Genomic DNA, 24,859 nt, shown 5'->3' with positions numbered 1-24,859 from the left:
GATCAGGTCAGTGACGTACCTAGCCGTCTTTGAGGACCAGAGTTGTGGTGTTCGACGCTCGGATCTGATCGCAGCATTGGAGCGCGACTGGCCGACCGCTGTGATCCATGAGCGCCAAGGGTCACAGGAGTCCAGGGATGTGGTTTGGTCTTACACAGACGATAGCCAGGAGCTTGAGGGCTACTCCCATGTGGACGGAACTTGCATTTACCTCGATTCCCCCCTCGGTTTGGCCGCTAGGTTTGCGCTCTGGTTCCGAGGCTTGGTGCCCGCAGATATTGATCTGGTGTTCTGTGATGATGGGTACAGCTTCGGCGGGAGCATCGAGATGGGCATGAGTGTTGATGACGTGAGCGCCATCGCCGCTGATTCCTGATAACTCTCCTCGGGGCGTGATGGGAACATAGAGTCGCGTTTCTCTGCGAAACGCAGAGGCCCCACCGGATTGCTTTCCGGTGGGGCCTCTGCGGTGTCTGACGGCAGTAGTTGACGGCAACGTCAGCGGACGAGCACTGCGGCGGGCGGATCGTCACGGGCGTCGTCAGCGGGGTTGAGGGCGTCTATGGCTTCGCATTGGAGACGGGTCTGACGTGGACCCCAGCAGCGTCCGCCCATCGACCGACTGTGCCTACAGCCGCTGCCATCCGCCCAGGGCTAGTCCGCGTTCGCCGACCCGCTGCCGCGCCACCCGCAGGCGGCCGTCCGTGCCCAGCACAGCCACCGTCACACGACCAGCCGCGTCAAGCGCCAACGCCGGCGCCCCCGCGAACTCCTCCCCCGTCTCCGACCACTGCGCGGCGAGCGTCTCGTCGCCGCTGGGGCACACCGCGACGGCCGGGAGGCCGGAAGCGGCCCGCTGGGCCAGCACCGTGCACTCGTGACCGTCGAGAACGGCCCGCAGCACGGCGACGGGGCCGCTGCCGGTGCCGCCCACCGAGACGGTGACAGGCTCGACGTCGGCATCGGCAGAGGCCTCCGCGGACACCGGCTCGGGGACGAGCGTCTGGAGCTCCCCGTCCGCCGCGTCACGCCAGAAGTGCGTGACGCGGTCCTCGCCGGTGACACCCGAAGCGGAGGAGCCGGACGCCGGCTTCGCGGGGACGTTGCGTACGCGCCGCACCGGCCCGCCCGCCTGCTCCTGCCGCCAGCGCAACACGAATTCGGCCGCGGGGGCGATCAGTTCGACGCGCCCGGCGGGCGTGGCGACGGCGGTCAGGCCGTCGAGGACGTGACTGCCCTTCATATCGGCCCAGGGGCCCCAGATGCCGCGCGCGTCCTGCCGGCGCCCGCACACCCCGCCGCCGGAGTTGCGCACGAAGACGTGCAGCCCGGCGGAGTCGACGGCCGCCGCGGGGGCGCCGATCTGGGCCGAGCGCTGCCAGTCCTGGCCGTGGGGCGAGCCGAGGGAGCGCCAGTTCGTCGGCGGGCGGCCGGACTGGAACTGGGTGGCGTAGACGATGTCGGTCTCGGTGCGGTCGTCGACGTCACGGCGCCGCACGCCGACCAGGTGGACGTAACCCTTCGGGCCTTGCGCTATGGACAGGCACGGCTCCAGGCCGGGCACCGCCAGCAGCTCCGGGCCCGTCCAGTCGGGGCCGCCGGGCCGGGTCTCGGTCCAGCGCACGACACCGCCCTCGGCCGGCGCGTAGGCCGTCAGGCGGCCGTCGCTCCCCCTCAGTAGCCAGCCGGTGACCGGGGTGGCCGTACGCACTGCCATGACTCGCTGCCAGCCTTTCTCGCATGCGGCTCTCGCCTCGGCCTCGGTCGCACTGCGCTCAGAGCGCTCGGAGCCCGTTTGTCGACCCTCGACAATAACATCGTGGCCGGTCAGGACATCCGGCCACGGTGGCCGGGCGCCGTGCGAGGCTGTGGCCATGACCATGAACACTCTGCTCGTCGTGGACGCCGCGAACGTCGTCGGCTCGGTGCCGGACGGCTGGTGGCGCGACCGCCGCGGCGCGGCCGAGCGGCTGCGGGACCGCCTCGCGGGGTACGCGGCGGCCGGTTCGCGCGCGCTGTTCGCGGACGGGCCGGAGGTCGTCCTGGTGGTGGAGGGCAAGGCGCGCGGCGTCGCACCGGTGCCGGGCGTACGGGTCGAGGAGGCGTCAGGCAGCGGCGACGACGCGATCGTCGAGGTGGTGGCGGCGCGGGAGCCGGGACGGCGCTGCGTGGTCGTCACGGCCGACCGCGAGCTGCGGGCACGCGTGACCGCGCTCGGCGCGGAGGTGACCGGACCGAGCGCGGTAGCGGTGGACGCCTGAGGCCCTGAAGCCCTGAAGCCGTAAGGCCTTGAAGCCCTGAGGCCTTACGGGACCCGGCTGTGCCGCTTCCCGTACACGAAGTACAGCACGCAACCGAGGACCATCCACACCGCGAACCGCAGCCACGTCTCCGCGGTCAGATTGAGCATCAACCACACCGAGGCGACGACCGACAGGACGGGCACCGCGGGCACCAGCGGGGTGCGGAAGGCGCGCGGCAGGTCGGGCCGGGTCCGGCGGAGGATGATGACGCCGAGGGCGACGACGACGAACGCGAAGAGCGTGCCGATGTTGACGAGTTCGGCGAGGACGTCGATCGAGGTGAATCCCGCCAGGACGGCGACGACCACGCCCAGCAGGATCGTGGAGCGGTAGGGCGTCCCGTACTTCGGGTGCACCCGGGAGAAGATCCGCGGCAGCAGCCCGTCGCGGCTCATCGCGAAGAACACCCGGCTCTGGCCGAGCAGCAGGATCATGCAGACGGTCGTCAGGCCGACGGCGGCGCCGAAGCTGATGAGCCCGGCCCAGAACGGGTGCCCGGTGGCCTTGAAGGCGTCGGCGAGCGGGGCGTCCGTGGACAGCTCGCTGTACTTCTGCATGCCGGTGACGACGACGGACACGGCCACGTAGAGCAGCGTGCAGATGGCGAGGGAGCCGAGGATGCCGCGCGGCACGTCGCGCTGCGGGTTGCGGGTCTCCTCGGCGGCGGTGGCGACGATGTCGAAGCCGATGAAGGCGAAGAAGACCACGGCGGCGGCCGAGAAGATGCCCATGACGCCGAAGTTCGACGGGGAGAAGCCGAAGATCAGCTGCACGAGCGGCGCCTTGATGTCACCGCCGGCCGTGGTGCTCTGGGACTTCGGGATGAACGGCTCGTAGTTGGCGCCGTTGATGAAGAAGGCCCCGACGATGATCACGATGAGGACGACGGTGACCTTGACGGCGACCACGACGGCCGTCACGCGCGAGGACAGCTTCATGCCGAGGACGAGGATCGCCGTCAGCACCAGGACGAGGATGCAGGCGAGCAGATCGAAGCCGAAGCGGCCCTCGTGCGTGCCTTGCAGGACGACGGGCAGGTGCCAGCCCGCGTTGTCGAGGAGTGAGCGGATGTAGCCCGACCAGCCGACGGAGACGACGGCGCAGCCGAGCGCCAGCTCCAGGATCAGGTCCCAGCCGATGATCCAGGCGGGCAGCTCGCCGAGGGAGGCGTACGAGAAGGTGTACGCGGAGCCGGCGACCGGCACGGTGGAGGCGAACTCGGCGTAGCACAGCGCCGCGAGCCCGCAGACGACGCCGGCGAGGACGAAGGCCAGGGCCACCGACGGGCCGGCATTCTCCTTGGCGACCTTGCCGGTGAGGACGAAGATGCCGGTGCCGATGACGACGCCGACGCCGAAGACGGTGAGGTCGAGGGCGGTGAGGGACTTCTTGAGCGCGTGCTCGGGCTCCTCCGTGTCCCGGATGGACTGCTCTACGGATTTGGTACGGAAGACCCCGCGCTTGCCGCGGCGCTCCCCGAGAGGTTGCTGTTCGCTCGTGCTCATCGGCCCACCTCCACCTGCTCGCGTCTCATGGCCGTCTGGTGCTCCTGGCCGTCGCCCACCGGGAACTGAGCGAGTGTCCGCGATGATCCGGGCCGGACAGGGGCCTGACCGGCCACCACCTCCAGGATTCACCCGATGGGACGCACCGGTCCATATGCAGACGGGCCGGTCGTACCACCCGGATAGGTGGTACGACCGGCCCGGTCTGTAAGGGGCGCGGGGAACTGCGCGATCAGCCACGTACGACGTGCAGCCGACCGGCGGAGAGCGGAAACCTAGTCGCGCACGGGCTCCACGGCAGCAGCCTCACCGGCGGCCTCCGCCGCCTCGGGCGCGTCCTCGAAGCGCCCGTCCAGCTTCGCGACAAGCCCCGTAACCTGCCGGGCGATGTCCGGCGCGGTCAGCCCGATCTCGGCCATGACCTCCTTGCGGGAGGCATGGTCGAGGAAGCGCGGCGGAATGCCGAAGTCACGCAGCGGCAGGTCGACGCCGGCGTCGCGCAGCGCCTGGGCGACGGCCGAACCGACGCCGCCGACGCGGCTGTTGTCCTCGACGGTGACGACGACGCGGTGCTCGGCGGCGAGGCCGGGCAGGGCGGGGTCGACCGGCTTGACCCAGCGCGGGTCGACGACCGTGGCGGAGATGCCCTGCTTGTCGAGGAGGTCGGCGATCTCCAGGCACATCGGGGCGAGCGCGCCGACGGAGACGAGGAGGACGTCGGGGCACTCCACGCCCTCGGCGGGCTTGCGCAGCACGTCCATGCCACCGACGCGGCCGACGGCCTCGACGGCCGGGCCGACGGTGCCCTTGGAGTAGCGCACGACGGTGGGGGCGTCCTTGACCTCGACGGCCTCGCGGAGCTGGGCGCGGACCTGGTCGGCGTCGCGCGGGGCGGCGATCCGCAGGTCGGGCACGACCTGGAGGATCGACATGTCCCACATGCCGTTGTGCGAGGCGCCGTCGTCACCGGTGACGCCGGCGCGGTCGAGGACGAACGTGACGCCGCACTTGTGCAGGGCTACGTCCATGAGCACCTGGTCGAAGGCGCGGTTGAGGAACGTGGCGTAGACGGCGAAGACCGGGTGCAGGCCGCCGGTGGCCAGGCCGGCCGCGGAGGTGGCCGCGTGCTGCTCGGCGATGCCGACGTCGTAGACGCGGTCGGGGAAGGCCTTGGCGAACTTGCCGAGGCCGACCGGCTGCATCATGGCCGCCGTGATGGCGACGATGTCCTCGCGCTCCTTGCCGAGCTCGACCATCTCGTCGGCGAAGACGGAGGTCCAGCTGGCGCCGGAGGAGGCGACCGGGAGGCCCGTGTCGGGGTGGATGGCGCCGATGCCGTGGAAGCGGTCCGCTTCGTTCTGCTCGGCGTGCTTGTAGCCGCGGCCCTTCTGGGTCAGGCAGTGCACGAGGACGGGGCCGCCGAAGCGCTTGGCGCGCTGCAGGGCGGACTCCAGGGCCTCGATGTCGTGGCCGTCGATCGGGCCGACGTACTTCAGGCCCAGGTCCTCGAACATGCCCTGCGGGGCGATGAAGTCCTTCAGGCCCTTCTTCGCGCCGTGCAGCGTCTCGTACAGCGGCTTCCCGACGACCGGGGTGCGCTCCAGGATGTCCTTGCCGCGGGCCAGGAAGCGCTCGTAGCCGTCCGTGGTGCGCAGGGTGGCGAGGTGGTTGGCGAGGCCGCCGATGGTGGGCTCGTAGGAGCGCTCGTTGTCGTTGACGACGATGACGAGCGGGCGGTCCTTGGCGACGGCGATGTTGTTCAGCGCCTCCCAGGCCATGCCGCCGGTGAGCGCGCCGTCGCCGATGACGGCGACGACGTGGTCCTTGCGGCCCCGCACCTGGTTGGCCTTGGCGAGGCCGTCGGCCCAGCCGAGCACGGTGGAGGCGTGGCTGTTCTCGATCACGTCGTGCGCGGACTCGGCGCGCGAGGGGTAGCCGGACAGGCCGTCCCTGGCGCGCAGCTTCGAGAAGTCCTGGCGGCCGGTGAGCAGCTTGTGGACGTACGCCTGGTGCCCGGTGTCGAAGAGGATCTTGTCCTTGGGCGAGTCGAAGACCCGGTGCATGGCGATGGTCAGCTCGACCACGCCGAGGTTGGGCCCGAGGTGACCGCCGGTCTTGGAGACGGCGTCGACGAGGAAGGTGCGGATCTCGGCGGCGAGCCGGTCGAGCTGCTCCGGGCTGAGCCGGTCCAGGTCGCGCGGTTCCCTGATGCGGGTCAGCAGGGCCACCCGTGCCTCCTCTTCGTCGAGCTGTCGGCTTGTAGAGCGTGTAGAAGTCTTGAGGAACCTCTAGATCCGTCGAGTCTAATGTTCCGCCCGCCGTGGCGATGAACGGGTGATGCGACCTGAGTCACCCGAGCGGACGTACGAGCGGCCTGCGGCACGGCAAAACGGCCCATAGGGCGCGGGACGGGCGGGGCGACGGTGGCTGGTCCAGCCCTATCGGGTCCGATTCGTACGTACGGCTGTACGGCGGGCGCGGCGGGCGTCCGGGCCTCGCATACCGGACCGGGCCCCCTTCGGACGTACGTCCGTATGGCGCGCGGCGACCCGACCGCGCCTTGCCATGGACGCGGGCTGCACGCCCGCGCCCCAAAGGGGCGCGGGGAACTGCGCGACCAGCCACGACGGACCGGCGGACAGCGAAGGCGAGCGGGCTGGAGCCCGTACAGGCGGGCGCACCCGTACGGCGAGAGGCCCGCACAGCGGGGGCACCCGCATGGCGAGAGGCCCATACGGCGGAGGCCCGTACGGCGGGCGCCCCCGGACACAAAGGCGCCGCCGTCCGCCGCCCCAGGCGGACGGCGGCCGGCGGCGCCCCATGAGCAGAGCGCACCCCGCAGGGCTTACGCGCCCCGCAAGGCCTACGCCCGCCCCGCGGTCTTCTGCGTCCTCCGGGACACGGAGTCAATAACGACCGCAGCCAGCAGCACCGCACCCGTGATCATGTACTGAACGGCCGAGGCGATGCCCAGCAGTGCCATCCCCGACGCGATCGACTGGATCACCAGCACGCCCAGCAGGGCGGACCAGGTCTTGCCGCGCCCGCCGAAGAGGCTCGTGCCGCCGATGACGGCCGCGGCGATCGCGTTCATCAGGAGGCTGCCGGCCCCGGAGGACTGGTTCGCGGCGTTGATCTGCGACGCGAGGAACATGCCGCCGACGGCCGCCATCGTCCCGGAGAGGGCGAAGACGGAGATCCGGACCGCGGCGACGTTGATGCCGGCGCGGCGCGCCGCCTCGACGCTGCCGCCGAGGGCGAAGACCTTCCGCCCGTACGAGGTGCGGCGCAGCACCAGGTCCAGCGCCACGACGACCCCGAGGAAGATCACCACGGCCAGGGGCAGGCCCTTGTACTGGTTGAACAGCCACGCCACCACGTACGCGGGCACGGCCAGCGCCACCGTGCGGAGCACGATCTCGCTGAGCGGCCGGCTGGGCACGCCCGCGGCCTCGCGGCGCCTGCTGTCGCGGAAGGACACCAGGAAGAACGCGGCCACGGCGACCGTCGCCAGCCCGTACGCGGCGGCGATGTCGGTGAAGTAGTGGTTGGTGAGGCCCGCGACCAGCCCTGAGTCGTCCAGGTTGATCGTTCCGTTGGAGCCGAGCACCTGGAGCATCAGGCCGTTCCAGCCCAGCAGGCCCGCCAGGGTGACGACGAACGCGGGGACGCCGATCCGGGCGAAGAAGAAGCCGTGCAGGGCGCCGATCACGGTGCCGGAGAGGATCGCCAGGACGAGCGCGAGCCACTCCGGCATGCCGTGGCTCACGTTCAGCACGGCGAAGACGGCGGCCGCGAGCCCGCTGACCGAGCCGACGGACAGGTCGATCTCGCCGAGGATCAGCACGAAGACGATGCCGACCGCGATGAGGCCGGTGCCGGCGGCGGTGACGAAGAGGTTGTTGAGGTTCTCCGCGCCGAGGAAGGCCGAGTCCCGCAGCTGGAAGACCAGGGCGATGACGATCAGGCCGACGACGACGGGGAGGGAGCCGAGCTCGCCGCTGCGCATCTTGCGGCGGAATTCGCCCCAGTAGCCGGCGAAGCCTTCCTCGCGGACGAGGAGGCGGGGGTCGACGGCGGGGAGGGCGTCGTGCGCGGGGGCCTGGCCGTTGGTGGGCTCGGTGGACGACGTGGGCAGGTCGGTGCTCATGCGCCCGCCTCCTTCTCAGGCTTGCCGGTCTTGCCGGCCGCGTCGGCGGGGTCAGCCTCGGCGACCGGGGCGACCGGGGCGACCGGGGCGGCCGGGACGGTCTGGGCGGCCGGGGTGGTCGGACCCGCCTCAGCGGCACCGGTGGCCCCCACAGCTCCAGCAGACCCCGCAGCCCCCGCAGCCCCCGCGGAGCGGTCCCGGCGCCGGGTGACAGCGTTGTCGGTGGCACCGGTGATGGCGGAGATGATCTCTTCCTGGGAGGTCGACCGGACGTCGAAGGTCCCGTTGTTCCGGCCGAGGCGCAGCACGGCGACGCGGTCGGCGACGGCCTTCACGTCGGCCATGTTGTGGCTGATGAGGATGACCCCGAGGCCGCGCTCGCGCAGCCGCTCGACCAGGTCCAGGACCTGCGCGGTCTGCTCGACGCCGAGCGCCGCGGTCGGCTCGTCCAGGATGACGATCTTGGGTTCGCCGAGCAGCGAGCGGGCGATGGCGACGGTCTGCCGCTGCCCGCCGGAGAGCGAGGCGATGGGGATCCGGACGCTGGGGATCCGGATAGACAGGGTGGAGAGCAGCTCGCGGGCGCGGCGCTCCATCTCGACCTCGTCGAGCACCCCGGCGCGAACGATCTCGCGGCCGAGGAAGAGATTGCCGACGACGTCGAGGTTGTCGCAGAGGGCGAGGTCCTGGTAGACGGTCGCGATGCCGAGTTCCTGGGCGGTGTGCGGCCGGTCGACGGTGACCGGCTTCCCCTCCCACTCGACGACGCCGTCGTCGGCGGGACCGACGCCGGCGATGGTCTTGACCAGGGTGGACTTGCCGGCGCCGTTGTCACCGACGAGGGCGACCACCTCGCCGGCGCGGATCTCCAGGTCGACGTCGGTGAGCGCCTGGACGGCACCGAAGCGCTTGGAGATGCCGCGCAGGGCGAGGACGGGGGTGGCGGACGCCCCGGGGGACGTGGTGGCGGACTGGGTTTCGGGCATCTGCGGAATCCCTACTTGATCCCGGCGGAGTCGCACTGGGACTTGTACTTGTCCGTGCAGATCTCGTTGCGGTTGAAGAAGCCTTCCTGACCGACGTACTTCGCGATGTCGCCCTTGGTGAGCGCGAAGGGGGTGACGATGATGGAAGGGATCTTCTTCTGCGTGCCGCTGTCGACGGTGGACTTGGCGATGCCGTCGAGCTTCTTGCCCTGGGCGAGCGCGACGGCCATCTCGGCGGCGGCGTCGGCCTCGGGCTTGTACGGCTTGTAGACGCTCATGAACTGCTCGTCGGAAAGGATCCGCTGGACGGCGGAGAGCTCGGCGTCCTGGCCGGTGACGGGCGGGAGCTTGTCGAAGCCGGCGCTCTTGAGGGCGGTGATGATGCCGCCGGCCATGCCGTCGTTGGCGGAGTAGACGCCGACGATGTTGTCCTTGCCCAGCGAGGAGATCGCGCCCTTCATGTTCTCGTTGGCGTTCTCCGGCTTCCACTCCTTGGTGTCGTACTCCTTCCCGATCTTGACCTTGCCGTCGAGGACGGAGTGGGCACCGTCCTTGTACATCTTGGCGTTCGGGTCGGTGACGGAGCCGTTCATCATGACGATCTGACCCTTGGAAGCGTTGTCGCCGAGCTCCTTGAGCAGCGACTCGCCCTGGATCTTGCCGACGCGCTCGTTGTCGACGGAGGTGTACGCCTTGACCGGCCCCTCGGCCAGCCGGTCGTACGCGACGACGGGAATTCCCTTGTCGTTCGCCTTCTTCACCGAAGAAGCTATCGACTTCGCGTCCACCGAGTCGACGATCAGCGCGTCGACCTTCTTGGTGATCATCGTGTCGACCTGCTGCTGCTGGACGGAGGCGTCCTGCTTGGCGTTCTCGTAAAGGACGACGGTGTCGGCCCCCGCCAATTCCTTGATCTTCTTCTCGATCAGCGGCTTGTCGAAGCGCTCGTAACGCGCGGTCTGGTTCTCCGGGAGGAGGAGCCCGATGGTGAGCGGGCCCTTCTTCTCCTTCGTGGAGTCCCCGCCGCCGGCTTCCTTGGCGCTGCCGCAGGCGGCGAGCCCGGCGGCCATCGACACGGCCGCCACGGCCACGGCTGCACGACGCATATGCGTGTTCACTTGCAGAAACCTCCCTGACGAGGCCGCGTCATTGCGGCCGAGGTGGCTGGAAGTCAACTCGGCCGCCAAGGGGCCGTCAAGAAGTAAATCCTTAACGAGATGGCAACGGTGCCATTCGTTATCTACGTGAACTCAAGGGGGCAGGCTCATCCCCCATGGGGGTAGCACGGGGATCAAGCAGGCAACGAAGCCCCGACCGGAGCATGCCCGTCGAGCAGTGTGGAATCACCCATCTCGCTCAGTACGAGCGCGAGCGCCCCGAGCACCTCCGCCCGTCCGCCGAGCGCACCGGGGACGACCTCCAACTGCCGGGCGGCGCTGGGGATGGCGTACCGGGAGACGGATTCGCGGATGGGCCCGAGGATGAGCTCACCGGACGGCGCAAGATCGCCACCCAGTACGACCCGGCGAGGATTGAGCAGATTGCACAGGTTGGCTACACCACTACCGATGTGCCGCCCGACATCCGAAATGACCCGTCGGCAGCCGGGGTCACCTTCGCGCGCGAGCTGGACCATACGGGCGACGGTGAGATCGGCACCGTGGGCCGAATGGAGCAAAGGCAGGACATACCGGGCAGCCGTAAAGGTTTCAAGGCAACCGCGGTTGCCGCAGCGGCACACAGGCCCCGACTCGTCGAGAGTGATGTGCCCGATCTCACCGGCGGTGCCCCCGGGCCCCCGGTAGATCTGCCCGTTGATGACCAGCCCGGCGCCGACACCGCTGGCGACCTTGATGTACGCAAGATCGGCAGCCCCGCGCCCGGCCCCCCACACGAGCTCACCGAGCGCGCCGAGGTTCGCGTCGTTGTCGACGTGCACGGGCACGCTCAGCCGGGCGGCCAGCTCGTCACGGGGATTGGCGCCGGCCCATCCCGGCAGAATCGCGGTCGACCCGAGGGTGCCGGTCTCGACGTCGATGGGCCCGGGCACGCCGAGCCCCACCCCGATGATCTTCCCGGGATCGATCCCGGCATCCCCGATCAGCCGCCTGACCAGCTGCTCGGCCCGGTCGAGCCCCTGCGCGGCGGAGGCGTCCACGTCGAGCGGCTCGGCGTCCTCGGCGAGAACGCGCTGCGCGAGGTTCCCGATGGCGACCCGCAGATGGGTGTGCCCGAAATCCACCCCGACGACGACCCCGGCATCCCCGGACAGCGACACGCTCCGCGCCCGCCGCCCCCCGGACGAGGTGGGCGTGACCTCCACGGTCCCGCCGTCCTTGAGCTCCCGCACGATGTTGGAGACCGTGGCGGCCGACAGCCCGGTGGACCGGGCGATCTCCGCCTGCGTCAGCGACCCCGCCCTGCGCACCGCACGCACGACCCGCTCAAGGTTGGCCCGGTGCAGCGACGACTGCGACCCCGGAGTCTCCACGCCCATCCACTCCCGCCTAGCCGGACACGGCACGACCACCGTCCCCGTACCGGACCACAGCTCTGGAGCCCGGCATCCATACAACATATGAACTCTAAGCTGAGCCGCCCGGCGGATCCCCCGTCAAGGCCTTGAACCACATCGGGGCCGCCATGGTACGGAAGGCGCCGTACGCGGGCGGCCGGAACGACCGAGACGCGAGGGCGCCCGTCCGGCGCCGGACCCGTTCCGTCCGGAGCATGACCGACCGGCGGCTACGGAATTCGACGCGGCTCACAGGCCGCCTCCGCCGAACACCGGGCCACGAACATGCACATGACACCATTTCAGGTGCACTGACCCCCTTCGATCCATACTGATTCAGACCGTATGGTATGTTCACCCATATCACCTGTCACCCCAGGATTACTCATAGCTACCACCGCGGAAACCCGAGGTTTCCGGTGTCGGCAGACCGATCCCGAGGCCTTCTGAAAACCGACAGGTGGCTGAGCCGTCCGCGTCTTCGTGACTGCCGACGGTGAGGTCGCGGATGTCCGTCTCGGCCAGGGAGACGGCAAGCGGTCGGCCGGGGAGCAAACCCCCCGACGGCGCTGCCGTCGTGGAGGAAGATCAGCATGCCTGCCATATGTCCACGTACCGCGTGGATGACAGGGTCAGCAGTAGCGCGGACGGGCGCAGGAGAGTTCGCCGGTAAAGAAGCGGCAGACCTGCTGGTCCGGCGAACAGGCAGCCCGGCAGGTATTCACCGGGGCTTCAGCGCCTCCCGGCCATTCGAGGACGAGACCAAGCTCCGCCCGGAGAGGCCCGCCCGGCGATTCACCCGAGCCCTCACAGCCGGGGCGTTCGTCGACGGCTTCGTCGGCAACGGGGACGCGAACGGCGCGCACGGTGAAGAGGGCTTCCCCACGTAACGCCCGGGCCGCCGCGATACGGCGGAACTGAAGGGCCTGCCGCCATCAAGGTTGCGGAGGCCGTGCACGACGTGCCCAGCCATGGTTGCCACGAGGTGCCCACTCGCACGGCGAGGAAGTACTCGGGTCCCTTGAAACAGATGTGATAGAGAGTCATCCCTTTGAAGAGAAGAACCCGTATCAGACCGTCGTCGGCGCGACCGGTCGCACTCGCGCTGACTGCCGCCCTCGCGGCCGGCCTGATGGCCACCGCTGCCGTGGCCGCCGACAAGCGGCAGGCGTACTCCTCCGCCGGCAGTCACTCGGTCGTGCCCGCCGTCGCCGCAAAGAACTGGAATCTGCCGCGGCTCGCCGTGATGCCCCTGGGCGACTCGATCACGCACGGCGCCGGCAGTTCGACCGAGTCCGGATACCGCGCCGAATTGTGGAACCAGTTGGCCTCGCACACGGATCACCTGGACTTCGTGGGTTCCAAGCAGAACGGCCGGCTCCCCGATCTCGACCACGAAGGACACTGGGGCTGGAAGATCGGCGGCCTGTCCTACAACATCGACCGGTGGCTGCCGGCAGCACAGCCCAACGTGGTGCTGCTGCACATCGGCACCAACGACATGCACGACCCCTACCAGCCGGACACGGCCCCACAACGCCTCGGTGAACTCGTCGACAAAATCATGTCGGCCGCTCCTGAGATGACGGTGCTGGTCTCTTCCCTGGTCCCCTCCACGGATGCAGACACCCAGAAACGCATCGAGAAGTTCAATGCCGCGGTGCCGGAACTGGTGGCGGCACGGCAGAAGAAGGGCCTGCACGTCGGCTACGTCGACATGGGGGCGGTGACCACTCAGGATCTCGCGGACGACCTGCATCCCAAGGACAGCGGCTACGTCAAGATGGCGGACGCCTTCTACAACGGTGTCGCCCGTGCGGCTGCCGACGGCTGGATCCGGCAGCGTGTCGACGTCAAGCCCGCTCCCCCGGAACTCAAGTCGCCCGCCGGCGACTACCGCGTCGACATCAACGCCGACGGCAGGGCCGACTACCTGGTCGTGCAGGACAACGGCAGTGTCAAAGCCTGGCTCAACAAGGGCGGCGACGGCCGTGGCGGCTGGGAGGCGTTCGGTACGTTCGCCACCGGAGTCGGCGAACCCGGAAGCAGAGTCCGCTTCGCCGACATCAACGCCGACGGCAAAGCCGACTACCTCACCGTCCAGGACAACGGCGTCGTCAAAGCCTGGATCAACAACGGCGGCACCGGCCACGGCGGCTGGACCGAATTCGGCACCTTCGCCACCGGAGTCGGCGAACCCGGAGACAGAGTCCGCTTCGCCGACATCAACGCCGACGGCAAAGCCGACTACCTCACCGTCCAGGACAACGGCGTCGTCAAAGCCTGGATCAACAACGGCGGCACCGGCCACGGCGGCTGGACCGAATTCGGCACCTTCGCCACCGGAGTCGGCGAACCCGGAGACAGAGTCCGCTTCGCCGACATCAACGCCGACGGCAAAGCCGACTACCTCACCGTCCAAGACGACGGCGTCGTCAAAGCCTGGATCAACAACGGCGGCACCGGCCACGGCGGCTGGACCGAATTCGGCATCATCACCACCGGAGTCGGCCAGTCCGGCAGCAGGGTCCGCTTCGCTGACGTCGATGGCGACGGCAGCGCCGACTACCTCACCCTCCACGACGACGGCGCGCTGGAAGCCTGGATCAACAAGGGCGGACGCGGACACGGCGGATGGGAATATTTCGGCATCTTCGCTACCGGTGTCGGCGAACCCGGAAGTAAAGTACGAATCTAGCGCTTGTGCGGGCCCTGGAGTGCACTGTTCCAGGGCCCGCACAGCGCTCTTGTAAGGCTCTGCGGCGCAACAGGTGTCGCAGCACTCGCCTGGTCTTCATTTGGGATAACCGACAGTGAGCCTGACCTCTTCCATAACCACCAAGCCGTCTGTCGCGTCCCCCGTCTCACGGGTGCGGCTGGACTCGCTCACGGGCCTCCGGTGGTACGCGGCGCTGCTCGTCGCTTGTTTTCACTTCGCCTACGAGGAGGCGTCGACCGGCACCTCCCTGCATGTCTTCCGGCTGAAAGAGGTCGTCTACGCCGGGCCCTCGGCGGTGTCGTTCTTCTTCATCCTCTCCGGGTTCGTACTCGCCTGGTCGGCCCGTCCCCGCGACACCGTCACCGGGTTCTGGCGGCGTCGCTTCGCCCGCATCTACCCGAGCCATCTGGCGACCTTCGCCGTCGCCGTCCTGACGATGCTCTGGATGGGCAAGGCCCTCGACGCCCGCATCGGGCTGGTGAACCTGAGCCTGACTCAGTCCTGGATACCCAACCGCAAGGGCTGGTGGTTCGGGTACAACGGCGTCTCGTGGTCGCTCAGCTGCGAATTCCTCTTCTACCTGACGTTCCCCTTCGTGGTGAAGGTCATCAGGCGGTTCTCCACCCGCGGCCTGTGGACGACGGTGGTTATCGGCAACCTGTGCGTGGTCCTGGCGCCGCTGGCCGCGAGCCACATCGCGAAGGCGAGCGGCTGGGACCCCAAGTTCATGCTCTACATCTTCCCGCCGGTGCGCCTGCTCGAGTTCGTGATCGGCATCGCCGTCGCACTGCTGGTGAAGAGCGGATCCTGGCGCGGACCGGGCCTGACCGCCAGTCTCGCCCTTTCGGTCTTCGCCGTCCTCGGGCCGTCCCACCTCCTGCCCTTCGACTACCACTGGGCCGCCGACACGGTCATCCCGTACACCCTCACCATTGCCGCGGCCGCCGGCGCCGACGTCCGTGGAGAGCCCTCCCCCTTCAGGAACCGGATCAACGTCTACCTGGGTGAAGTCTCCTTCGCTTTCTACCTGGTGCACGAGATCGTCATCTTCAGCGTCGACCACTTCCTCACGACGCACCACTTCACCATTCCTCTGACCCTGCACTTGGGCTTGGTCCTATCGATCTCGTTCATCGGCGCGGTGCTCCTGCACGAATACGTGGAGAAGCCCGGTGTGAAACTCCTGTCCAGCAGCCGGCGAAAGTCGCGGCCTGCCACTTCCTGACCGCCGGGCCTGAGCCCCCGGCCTGCCGTCCGAGGCCGGTCGGGGGCTCAATGCTGCTGGGGTGCTTTCAGACCGGGACGGGCAGGCCCTGGCGGCGGAGGTTGTCCAGCATGGGGGTGAAGCAGTTCTCGGCGTAGGTGCCGTCAGCGCGCAGGAACTCGGTCAGCGGTCCGCCCTCGGGCGTGAAGAAGGTCCAGCCGGGAATGGGCCGCTCGCCGTCCGCTTTGAGGAAGACGCTCACCCCCTGCTCCACCAGCCAGTCCAGGACCAGCATTCCTATCCCCTCCATGCTGTCCTCCGGCTCGAGATCCGGCGCCCATGGGCTCTCGTCCATGGGCAGCCCCGCGCCCCTCAGCCGGGGCAGGACAACGCGCATGCACTCCGCCACGGTGGCCTCCTCGGCCGTGACGCTCTGCCGCAAATCCGTGGAGACGCTGAGGCCCGGGGAGACCCGGAACGTCCACTGCGGTGTGTGGGCGGGTGATTGCCGGCCACTGGCCGAGATCGTGACGACCGCTCCCCGCTCGGCCAGCCACTGCATCAGAAGTAATGTTTCGTCCTTGTCGAAGCCCGGAGCTGTTTCCGGTAATTGCCGGCACGTAGGCCACGGTCGTTTCCTCCGGCGGTCACCCATGTGCCGCGCTCCCCTCATCCCCTGCTGACCACTCATACACATATGGCGTATAGCGCACCAGAATACGCATTCGTGTGGTTTGGTATTGATACGTCACAGACGACCGCCTTTCCTTCGACATCGTGGGTCATCCAGGGTCGCAGGATGGCGCGGCCCATCAATGAAGGGCGATCCGAATGCGAAATGTTGTGCGTGCAGCGCTGGTGGTTCTCTGCGCGACCGGGGCCGCGCTGCCTGTCCTCCCGGTGGCGCAGGCGGCCGCTCCCTCGACCCCCGCCGACTGCCGGTACGTCTATACGAACGGGCGTCCCGGGCCGAACGGGGAGAACAGAGGCAGTGGCGTCTACGACGAGGGGGACCGTGACGCCGAGGGCCGCGTCTGCCGCAACGGCTGGTGGGTGCATCCGTACGAGGTCCACCACCACGACGACGACCGCCGGGATGACGACCACGGCCGGGACGATCACGGCCGGGACGACCACCGGCGCGATGACGACCACCGCCGGGACGATGATCACCGCCGTGATGACGACCACCGGCGTGACGACGACCACGGCCGGGGCGACGACCACGGTCGCGGTGATCACCGCCACGACGATGATCACTGGCGGGACGACGACCACCGCCGCGACGACAACCACCATCGCGACGACGACCGCCATGACCACGACCATGACCACGATCGCGACCACGATCACGACCGGGACCACAACCACGGGCGCCGCCCGTAGAACGGTGCCACGGGCTGAAGGAGAAGCCTCCCCGGTGCCCCTCCGGAGGGTGCCGGGGAGCTACTTCAGGGCCCCCGCCGTCAGGCCCGCCTGGACCTGCCTCTGGAAGACAATGTACGCCGCCAGGACCGGGAGCATGGCGATGACCAGGCCCGCGAAGAGGCCCGACCAGTCGCCCTTGTAGCCCTGGCTGACGGCCAGGGCCACCAGGCCCTGGGGCAGCAGCTTCTTGTCCTCATCGCCCACGTTCAGGACCGCGGGCAACAAGTACTGGTTCCACTGGCCCAGGAAGTTGAAGATCCCGACGCTGATCAGGCCCGGCTTGGCCATCGGCAGCATCACCTGGAAGAACGTACGGGTGTGCGAAGCCCCGTCGATCAGGGCCGCCTCCGCGACCGACGACGGGAGCGTGCGGAAGAAACCGCTCAGGAAGAAGATCGTGAACGGGAGCGAGTACGCGATGTAGACCAGGATCAGCCCGTGGTACGTGTCCAGCAGCTGCATGTTCTTCATGACGAAGAACAGGGGGACCAGGGCCAGGATCACCGGGAAGCTCATCCCGCCCACGAACAAGTAATAGATGAAGCGGTTCCCCGGGAATTCGAACCTCGCCAGGACGTACGCCGCCATCGAGCCCAGCAGCATCGTGCCCAGCAGCGAACCCGCCACCACCACGACCGAGTTGAAGAAGTACTCGCTCATGTGCGCCTGCGACCACGCCCTCGACCAGTTGTCGAAGTGCAGGCTCGTGGGCAGCGCCCAGGGCGACGTGAAAATGGACTTGTCGTCCTTGAGCGCGCTCATCACCGCCCACAGCAGCGGCAGCGTGACCATCAGGGCCCACAGGATCAGCACCCCGTGCGAGAAGACGTTGAGGACCTTTCCCTCGGTGCCCATGCGCCCTTCGGGGGAATCCACCACGGGGGGCCCCGGGACCACCGGGGACGGGGACGCCGCCTTGGTCCCCGCATCGTCCGCCACGCCGTCCACCGCGCCGCTCTCCGCGCTCTTCTCCGCGCCGCCCATCTCAGAACTCCAGCCGTTCGCGCCGGCCCAGCTTCATCACGATGCCGGCGAAGATCATGGTGACGATGAGCAGGGCGACCCCGAGCGTGGTCGCGTATCCGGCCTGCCCGTCCCGGAACGCCTTGGTGTAGAGGAGATAGGCGAGCACTTCGGTCGAGTAGTCCGGACCGCCGGGGCCCACCGTCATGATCTGCACGACCGCGAATCCGTCGAGCGCCATGATGCCCATGTAGACCCAGCCGGTCTGGACCGTGTCCCACAGCAGGGGAAGCGTGATCCTGAAGAATGTCTGGATGCGGTTCGCGCCGTCCAGCAGCGCCGCCTCGTAGAAGTCCTTCGGAATCGAGCTCATGCCCGCCGAGAACAGGACGACGTAGAAGCCGACGTTGCTCCACACCATCACCGCCATCACGCACCACAGCGCGAGATCCGGGTCACCGAGCCAGTTCGGCTGTACGGAGTCCAGGCCAACGGCGCTCAGGAAGGAGTTCAGCGCGCCGCTGTTGGGGTTGTACGCGAACTGGAACAGCAGGGCCACGATGGCGATCGACAGAACCTGCGGGAAGAAGTACACGACCTTGTAGAAGCCCGAGCCACGGACGCCCGCCACCGCCGCGTTCTTCCGCCTCCGCCCGCCCACGTTGAGCATGAAGGCGAAGAAGAGCCCCAGTCCGAGCGTCACCAGCGGCAGCACCAGCAGCAACAGGACGTTGTGGCCGACCGACGTCCAGAAGACGTCGTCGGCGAACATCTTCCGGTAGTTCGCGACCCCGACCATCTTGAAGTCGGGACTCAGGCCCGTCCAGTCCGTGAACGAGTAGTAGATCGCCTGGAGGAACGGCGAGATCACGAACACCGCGTAGATCGCCAGGGGTACGGCCAGGAACCCCACGATGAAACGGTACTTACCGTGCTGCATTGCCTTTCGACCCCGATCTCCCGCGGGCGCGGAGCGGCGGACGCGGGGCCATCCCGTTCCCGCAGCGCCGCCGCCGGTGACGTGCCTCAGAGCGGCCCTCAGTGCCTCAGTGCGTAGCCGCAGTGCCTCAGCACGTGCCTCAGTGCGTGCCCTCAGCCCATGCTGCCGCTCGCCTGCTCCTACTTGTGGCGGTACTTCTTGATCGAGTCATCCGCGCGCACACCGTCCGCGAATTTCTGGATTTTGGCGATCGTCTCGTCCGGGGTCATACGGCCGGCCATCATCTCGCCCAGCGCCGCCACGCCGATCTTCTCCTTCTGGAGGGCGACGTACCAGTCCTGGATCCGCGGATTGACCACGTTCTCCCCCGCCTTGGCGAGCGCCTCCTGCGAGGAGCTGAGGCCCGGCGGCAGCGTGAGCCCTTCCGTCCCGCCGTTCAGCGACGTCAGCGACGAGACCTGCTTGATGAAGTTCTGCGACGACTTCTTGCCGAGCATGATGCGCAGCAATTCCATGCCGCCCTGCGGGTTCTTCGCGTTCTTCGGCACGATGAACGGCTCGCCGCCCGAGGCCCAGATCGTGCCGAACGGCATCTTGTCGCGCTTCGCGTCCAGACTCGACGGCGCGCCGACCGCCATCTTGAAGTCGGCCGGCGTGGTCTTCTTCGACTCGTTCTCCACCCACGACCCGTTGGGGATGAACAGCGCCTTGCCCTGGTTCCAGGCCGTCTGCGACTCGATGTGGGTGAGGCCGGGAGTGCCCTGGAGGATGTAGCCCTTCTTGTAGAGCTCGTAGTACGCCTCGAAGGCCGCCTTGACGGCCGGGTCCTTCCAGGCGTTCGGCTCCAGGTTGTCGATCCGGTCGAGGACCTCCCGGCCGCCGATCTTGGCGATGAAGGGGTAGAGGCTGAACGGCAGGTAGTACGGGAACTTGCCGGGGTAGGTCCAGCCGGCGATGCCCTTCTTCTTCGCCTTCTCGCAGACGGCGAGCATCTCGTCCCACGTCTCCGGATACTGCGCGTCCAGCTTCTCCAGCGCCGTCTTCGAATACCAGACGCCGTAGACGGTGTACGCGTAGTAGAGGATCCAGGTCTCCTCGCCCTCGAACCGGCCCATTTCGACGACGCCCGGCCGCAGCGTGTCCCGCACCTTCTTCGACGGGTCGTCGATGGACGGCGCGTCCAGCAGCGCATTGAGGTCGGTCAGCTGCTTCTTCCCCACCAGGGTGCCCATGTCCATTTGCTTGGCACCGGAGTTGTCGATCAGGTCCGGCGGTGTGCCGCCGTTGAAGCGGGGCTGGAGCTGGGTCTGGATCTCCTGGGTGGCCGCGTGCTTGATGTCGGCCTTGGGATACGCCGCCTTGTACTCGGCCTCGGCGTCCTTGGCGTACTGCTGGCCGAAACCGCCGTCGAAGATGACGACGTCGAGCTGCGCGGACTCGTTGACCGCGAGCGGGTTCTTCTCGCTCTTCGTCCCCTTGTCGACCTTGTTGTCGTCGCTGCCGCCACCCGACGCACAGGCGCTCAGCACGCCCATCGACGGCACCGCGATCAGGCCGATCGCGGCCGCTCTCCTGATCAGGTCGCGCCGGCCGAATCCGCTGATCTCCCCGGTCTGCCCGGACCCCCTGAACGCCCTGAACGCCCCGGACTCGCCGGACTCCCCGGACTCCCTGAATTCCCCTGTGGATCCCATGCTCAAGGCCTCGCCTTCTCCAGGACTCGGGCGGTGGACCGGTTACTCCCCTTGTGCACAAGAATCGACGAAGGGCCCGACACCGCTGGTCGGTTGAAGCTTGGTGTGGTGCTTGGTGTGCTGGGCGTGCTGGGTCTACTGGATGTGCCTGACGTGCCTGATGTGCGTGCCGGGAGCGGTGACTTGCCCGCGGCGTTCCCCTCCTTGCCGCGATCCCCCGGATCCGCCGCGGCGGCCCCTCGGAGCCTCCCCGGTCGCCGACAGGTATAGTCCATTTCTCACCAACTGGGCAAGATCGGGAGCAGCTTCCGCCCTCAGTCTTTCTCTACTTGAGACCTGCCCGTCGCCCCCGTGGTGACGACACCAACCCCGAGACCCTTGACACCATCCGTCTCTCAAGTCCTACTTATCTCTGCGCGGCTCACTTGACAACGTTGTCTGCACGTTGCGAGACATGGGAGACAAGCGATGCGACAGGGACGGCGGTATCGGCTCAGATCCCGGCCCCGGCGACACCGATGGCCTAATCCCACCCGCCCCCTCGTACTCCTTCTGGCCGTCACCCTTATGACGGCCATTCAGATTCCTCAAGCCACCACCAGCGCAGCCACCCCCACCGCAGCCACCTCCACCACAGCCGCCCCCACCACCCCCACCGACCATTTCTCCTCCTCCTTCGAACGCGGCGACCCCCAGCCCGACTGGCGCAACACCGTCGACACCGCCCCCGACGGCCGCAAGCGCGCCGCAGGCGTGGACGGCAACGACACGCGCGGCATCCCCGGCAACGTCAGCGACTCCGTCACCGACGTCCGGGCGAGCGGCGAGAACGCCGGCTCGGGCGAAGTCAAGGAGAACCTCGTCGACGGCGAGAGCACGACCAAATGGCTCACCTTCGAGAAGGCGGGAGCCTGGCTGGAGTTCGACCTCGAAGAGCCGGTCACCGCCGTCCGCTACGCCCTGACGTCCGCCAACGACGCCCCCGGCCGCGACCCGCGCGACTGGGTCCTCCAGGGCTCGCAGGACGGCAAGAACTGGACGCCGCTGGACACCCGCAAGGGCGAGACCTTCGACAAGCGCTTCCAGACCCGCGAGTTCACCTTCACCAACACCACCCCCTACGGCCACTACCGGCTCGACTTAACCCGCAACAGCGGCGAGGACATCACGCAGCTCGCCGAGGTGCAGCTGGCGCCGGACTACACCGGTCCGCCGCCGCCCTCCGACATGCGCAGCTACGTCGACGGCGGCCCCAAGGGCTCCCCCACCGCCAAGGCGCGCGCCGGCTTCTCCGGGCGCCGCGCCCTGCGCTACGGCGGCGTCCACCAGGCCACGGGCCGCGCCTACTCCTCCAACAAGCTGTTTTCGGTCAGCCTCCGCGTCACCCCGCGCACGGTCCTCTCGTACAAGGTCTTCCCCTCCATGCCCGAGGTCGACCTGCGCTATCCGGCCACCCACGTGTCCCTGGACCTCGCCTTCACGGACGGCACCTATCTGAGTGACCTCGGGGCGGTGGACCAGCACGGCGCGCCCCTCTCGCCCCGCGGCCAGGCCGACTCCCGCACGCTCTACGCCAACCAGTGGAACAACAAGGAATCGCGCATCGGGGCCGTGGCCGCGGGGAAGACGGTGGCCCGGATCCTCGTCGCGTACGACTCCCCCGCCGGGCCGGCGCCGTTCCGCGGCTGGGTGGACGACGTCTCCCTCGCCCCCGCGCCCGCCGAGAAACCCCTGGCGCACCTGGCCGACTACGCCGTGACGACGCGCGGCACCCACTCCAGCGCGAGCTTCTCCCGGGGCAACACCTTCCCCGCGACCGCCGTCCCCCACGGCTTCAACTTCTGGACGCCGGTCACGAACGCGGGCGCCATGGACTGGCTCTACCAGTACGCCGCCGCCAACAACGCCGACAACCTCCCCACCATCCAGGCGTTCAGCACGAGCCACCAGCCGAGCCCCTGGATGGGCGACCGGCAGACCTTTCAGGTGATGCCGGCCCTCGCCCCCGGGAGCGGCCCCCCGGACACGAGCCGCACGGCCCGCGCCCTCCCCTTCCACCACGCCGGCGAGACGGCCCGCCCCCACTACTACGGCGTCACCTTCGACAACGGCCTCAAGGCGGAGATCGCCCCCACCGACCACGCCGCGATCATGCGCTTCACCTATCCAGATGACGGCACAGCCGGCGGGGCGGCCGACCGGGCCCCTGACAATGCCGCCCTCATCCTCGACAACGTCCGCAACCAGGGCGGCCTCACCCTCGACCCCGAGAGCCGCTCCTTCACCGCCTACTCGGACGTGCGCAGCGGCCTGTCCGTCGGTGCGGGCCGCATGTTCGTCTACGGCGTCCTCGACACGCCCGTCACGGCGAGCGGCGTGCCGAGCAGCGACACCAAGTCCGGCACCACCGGCTACCTCCGCCTCGCCCCCGGCCGCGACCGCACCGTCACCCTCCGCATCGCGACCTCCCTCATCGGCACCGAGCAGGCCAAGGCCAACCTGGAGCAGGAGATCCCCGAAGGCACCTCCTTCGGCCGGGTCCACGACCGCGCCCGCGCCGCCTGGGACGCCCTCCTCGGCCGGGTCGAGGTCGAGGGCGCGAGCCGCGACCAGCTCACCACCCTCTACTCCAGCCTCTACCGCCTCTACCTCTATCCGAACTCCGGCTCCGAGAACACCGGCACCCGCGCCCGCCCGCGCCGGCGCTACGCCAGTCCCTTCTCCCGCCCCGAGGGGGAGAACACCCCCACCCGTACGGGCGCGCGGATCGCCGACGGCGAGGTCTACGTCAACAACGGCTTCTGGGACACCTACCGCACCACCTGGCCCGCCTACTCGCTCCTCACTCCCCAGCAAGCCGGGCGCCTCGTCGACGGCTTCGTGCAGCAGTACAAGGACGGCGGCTGGATCTCGCGCTGGTCCTCCCCCGGCTACGCCGACCTGATGACGGGCACGAGCTCCGACGTGGCCTTCGCCGACGCCTACGCCAAGGGCGTCTCCTTCGACGCGGAGGCCGCGTACGAGGCCGCGCTCAAGAACGCGACCGTCGTGCCGACGCAGCCCGGCGTGGGCCGCAAGGGCATGGAGACCTCCCCCTTCCTCGGCTGGACGAGCACGACCACCCGCGAGGGCATGTCCTGGGCCCTGGAGGGCTACCTCAACGACTACGGCCTCGCGACGATGGGCAAGGTCCTCTACGAGCGCACGCACAAGGCGCGCTACCGCGACGAGTCCGCGTACTTCCTCAACCGTGCCCGCAACTACGTCAAGCTCTTCGACCCCGCCGTCGGCTTCTTCCAGGGCCGCAACGCCGACGGCTCGCGGCGCCTGCCGCCCGGCCGCTACGACCCGCGCGTCTGGGGCAACGACTACACCGAGACCAACGGCTGGAACTTCGCCTTCCACGCCCCGCAGGACACCCGCGGCCTGGCCGGGCTGTACGGCGGCCGCGAGGGCCTGGCCAAGAAGCTCGACCAGTTCTTCGGCACGCCGGAGACGGGGGCGCCCGAGTTCGCCGGCTCGTACGGCGGGGTCATCCACGAGATGACCGAGGCGCGGGACGTGCGGATGGGCATGTACGGCCACAGCAACCAGGTCTCGCACCACATCGCGTACCTCTACGACGCCGCCGGGCAGCCGTGGAAGACGCAGGAGAAGGTGCGCGAGGTGCTGTCCCGCCTCTACCTCGGCAGCGAGATCGGGCAGGGTTACCCGGGCGACGACGACAACGGCGAGATGTCGGCGTGGTACCTGTTCAGCGCGCTGGGCTTCTACCCGCTGGTGATGGGCGGCGGCGAGTACGCGATCGGCTCCCCGCTCTTCCGGAAGGCCACGCTCCATCTGGAGGGCGGCCATGACGTGGTCGTGAAGGCCCCGCGCAACAGCGCCCGCAACGTGTACGTGCAGGGCCTGCGGGTCAACGGCAAGGCCTGGCGGTCGACGGCGCTCCCGCACGCGGTCCTCGCCAAGGGCGCGACCCTGGAGTTCGACATGGGCCCGAAGCCGTCGTCCTGGGGCAGCGGCCGCAACGACGGCCCGGCGTCCATCAGCAAGGACTTCACGGCCCCCGTCCCGGACGCGGACCTGACCGCGCCGGGCGCCTCTCCCCTCACCGACGACACGTCGGTCACGGACGTCTCCTTCAGCACGGCCCTGCTCCAGGTGCCGTCGGGCGGGCGCGTGACCTCGTACACCCTGACCTCGGCGGACCGGGCCAAGGCCCCGGACGGCTGGGTGCTGGAGGGCTCGCGGGACGGCACCGGCGAGTGGGCGGAGGTCGACCGGCGTACGGGCGAGGCCTTCGCCTGGGACCGGCAGACGCGCGTCTTCTCGGTGGCACGGCCCGGCACGTACCGGCACTACCGGCTGCGGGCGGCGGACGGCGGCGACCACGTCCTCGCCGAGATCGAACTATTGGGGGCGAGGTCCGCATAAAGCCTCTTGACCCGTAAA

Annotated in this window: 16 protein-coding genes and 1 pseudogene; 5 read left to right on the top strand and 12 right to left on the bottom strand. The window is 68.8% G+C overall.

What is annotated here, in order from left to right; all coding sequences use genetic code 11:
* Positions 1-10: 10 nt before the first annotated feature.
* The gene (locus PS271_RS23175; protein WP_398384275.1) at positions 11-376 is read left to right on the top strand and encodes a hypothetical protein; all 366 of its coding nucleotides are present in this window, start codon (positions 11-13) and stop codon (positions 374-376) included.
* Positions 377-628: 252 nt separating this feature from the next.
* Here the strand turns inward: PS271_RS23175 and PS271_RS23170 are convergent, their stop codons facing one another.
* Positions 629-1,717 carry a PLL family lectin gene (locus PS271_RS23170; RefSeq protein ID WP_398384274.1) on the bottom strand — a complete coding sequence of 363 codons (1,089 nt, stop codon included), beginning with the start codon at positions 1,715-1,717 and terminating at the stop codon, positions 629-631.
* A gap of 163 nt (positions 1,718-1,880) precedes the next feature.
* Between PS271_RS23170 and PS271_RS23165 the strand changes: the two genes are divergently transcribed.
* Complete coding sequence (locus tag PS271_RS23165; RefSeq protein ID WP_398387016.1) at positions 1,881-2,261, top strand: PIN domain-containing protein; 381 nt, start codon at positions 1,881-1,883, stop codon at positions 2,259-2,261.
* Positions 2,262-2,305: 44 nt separating this feature from the next.
* On the opposite strand, the gene PS271_RS23160 is transcribed toward PS271_RS23165, so the two are convergent.
* The 6 genes and pseudogenes from PS271_RS23160 to PS271_RS23135 all read right to left on the bottom strand — a co-directional run bounded on the left by PS271_RS23160 (position 2,306) and on the right by PS271_RS23135 (position 11,435).
* Positions 2,306-3,808: an amino acid permease gene (locus PS271_RS23160; protein WP_398384272.1), complete on the bottom strand. Its 1,503-nt coding sequence runs from the start codon at positions 3,806-3,808 to the stop codon at positions 2,306-2,308.
* Between the two features lie 275 nt (positions 3,809-4,083).
* Positions 4,084-6,036, bottom strand: coding sequence for a 1-deoxy-D-xylulose-5-phosphate synthase (dxs, locus tag PS271_RS23155; RefSeq protein ID WP_398384271.1), 1,953 nt, complete (start codon positions 6,034-6,036; stop codon positions 4,084-4,086).
* Between the two features lie 635 nt (positions 6,037-6,671).
* Complete coding sequence (locus tag PS271_RS23150) at positions 6,672-7,958, bottom strand: sugar ABC transporter permease (RefSeq protein ID WP_398384269.1); 1,287 nt, start codon at positions 7,956-7,958, stop codon at positions 6,672-6,674.
* A gap of 176 nt (positions 7,959-8,134) precedes the next feature.
* Positions 8,135-8,944 (bottom strand): annotated as a pseudogene (locus PS271_RS23145) (ATP-binding cassette domain-containing protein); the annotation flags it as partial.
* An 11-nt stretch (positions 8,945-8,955) separates the two neighbouring features.
* Positions 8,956-10,062 (bottom strand): substrate-binding domain-containing protein, encoded by a 1,107-nt coding sequence (locus PS271_RS23140; RefSeq protein WP_398384268.1) that lies wholly within the window; start codon positions 10,060-10,062, stop codon positions 8,956-8,958.
* Positions 10,063-10,235: 173 nt separating this feature from the next.
* Positions 10,236-11,435 (bottom strand): ROK family transcriptional regulator, encoded by a 1,200-nt coding sequence (locus PS271_RS23135; RefSeq protein WP_398387014.1) that lies wholly within the window; start codon positions 11,433-11,435, stop codon positions 10,236-10,238.
* A 1,075-nt stretch (positions 11,436-12,510) separates the two neighbouring features.
* On the opposite strand from PS271_RS23135, the gene PS271_RS23130 reads away from it, so the two are divergent.
* Positions 12,511-14,157 carry an FG-GAP-like repeat-containing protein gene (locus PS271_RS23130; protein WP_398384266.1) on the top strand — a complete coding sequence of 549 codons (1,647 nt, stop codon included), beginning with the start codon at positions 12,511-12,513 and terminating at the stop codon, positions 14,155-14,157.
* Positions 14,158-14,272: 115 nt separating this feature from the next.
* Positions 14,273-15,403: an acyltransferase family protein gene (locus PS271_RS23125; protein ID WP_398384265.1), complete on the top strand. Its 1,131-nt coding sequence runs from the start codon at positions 14,273-14,275 to the stop codon at positions 15,401-15,403.
* Positions 15,404-15,470: 67 nt separating this feature from the next.
* On the opposite strand, the gene PS271_RS23120 is transcribed toward PS271_RS23125, so the two are convergent.
* The 5 genes from PS271_RS23120 to ngcE all read right to left on the bottom strand — a co-directional run bounded on the left by PS271_RS23120 (position 15,471) and on the right by ngcE (position 20,293).
* Positions 15,471-15,944 carry a hypothetical protein gene (locus tag PS271_RS23120; protein WP_398384263.1) on the bottom strand — a complete coding sequence of 158 codons (474 nt, stop codon included), beginning with the start codon at positions 15,942-15,944 and terminating at the stop codon, positions 15,471-15,473.
* Positions 15,945-16,069: 125 nt separating this feature from the next.
* Entirely contained in the window at positions 16,070-16,735 is a 666-nt protein-coding gene (locus tag PS271_RS23115; RefSeq protein WP_398384261.1) for a hypothetical protein, read from the bottom strand.
* A 93-nt stretch (positions 16,736-16,828) separates the two neighbouring features.
* Positions 16,829-17,665 carry a carbohydrate ABC transporter permease gene (locus PS271_RS23110; RefSeq protein WP_398387013.1) on the bottom strand — a complete coding sequence of 279 codons (837 nt, stop codon included), beginning with the start codon at positions 17,663-17,665 and terminating at the stop codon, positions 16,829-16,831.
* 130 nt (positions 17,666-17,795) lie between these two features.
* Positions 17,796-18,713 carry a carbohydrate ABC transporter permease gene (locus tag PS271_RS23105; RefSeq protein ID WP_120755849.1) on the bottom strand — a complete coding sequence of 306 codons (918 nt, stop codon included), beginning with the start codon at positions 18,711-18,713 and terminating at the stop codon, positions 17,796-17,798.
* Between the two features lie 179 nt (positions 18,714-18,892).
* A complete protein-coding gene (ngcE, locus tag PS271_RS23100) occupies positions 18,893-20,293 on the bottom strand; it encodes an N-acetylglucosamine/diacetylchitobiose ABC transporter substrate-binding protein (protein WP_398387011.1) in 1,401 nt (466 codons plus the stop codon).
* Between the two features lie 681 nt (positions 20,294-20,974).
* Between ngcE and PS271_RS23095 the strand changes: the two genes are divergently transcribed.
* Entirely contained in the window at positions 20,975-24,841 is a 3,867-nt protein-coding gene (locus PS271_RS23095) for a GH92 family glycosyl hydrolase (RefSeq protein WP_398384259.1), read from the top strand.
* Positions 24,842-24,859 lie beyond the last annotated feature (18 nt).

Source organism: Streptomyces sp. SCA2-17 (assembly GCF_044336695.1).
This window is presented reverse-complemented; position numbering and strand designations above follow the sequence as displayed.

Bases quoted from the DNA above. Each gene is read 5' to 3' on its own strand.
- PS271_RS23095 (WP_398384259.1), top strand. From the start codon at position 20,975: ATGACGGCCATTCAGATTCCTCAAGCCACCACCAGCGCAGCCACCCCC.
- PS271_RS23150 (WP_398384269.1), bottom strand. From the start codon at position 7,958: ATGAGCACCGACCTGCCCACGTCGTCCACCGAGCCCACCAACGGCCAG.
- PS271_RS23165 (WP_398387016.1), top strand. From the start codon at position 1,881: ATGAACACTCTGCTCGTCGTGGACGCCGCGAACGTCGTCGGCTCGGTG.
- PS271_RS23160 (WP_398384272.1), bottom strand. From the start codon at position 3,808: ATGAGCACGAGCGAACAGCAACCTCTCGGGGAGCGCCGCGGCAAGCGC.
- PS271_RS23120 (WP_398384263.1), bottom strand. From the start codon at position 15,944: ATGCAGTGGCTGGCCGAGCGGGGAGCGGTCGTCACGATCTCGGCCAGT.
- PS271_RS23110 (WP_398387013.1), bottom strand. From the start codon at position 17,665: ATGGGCACCGAGGGAAAGGTCCTCAACGTCTTCTCGCACGGGGTGCTG.
- PS271_RS23105 (WP_120755849.1), bottom strand. From the start codon at position 18,713: ATGCAGCACGGTAAGTACCGTTTCATCGTGGGGTTCCTGGCCGTACCC.
- PS271_RS23170 (WP_398384274.1), bottom strand. From the start codon at position 1,717: ATGGCAGTGCGTACGGCCACCCCGGTCACCGGCTGGCTACTGAGGGGG.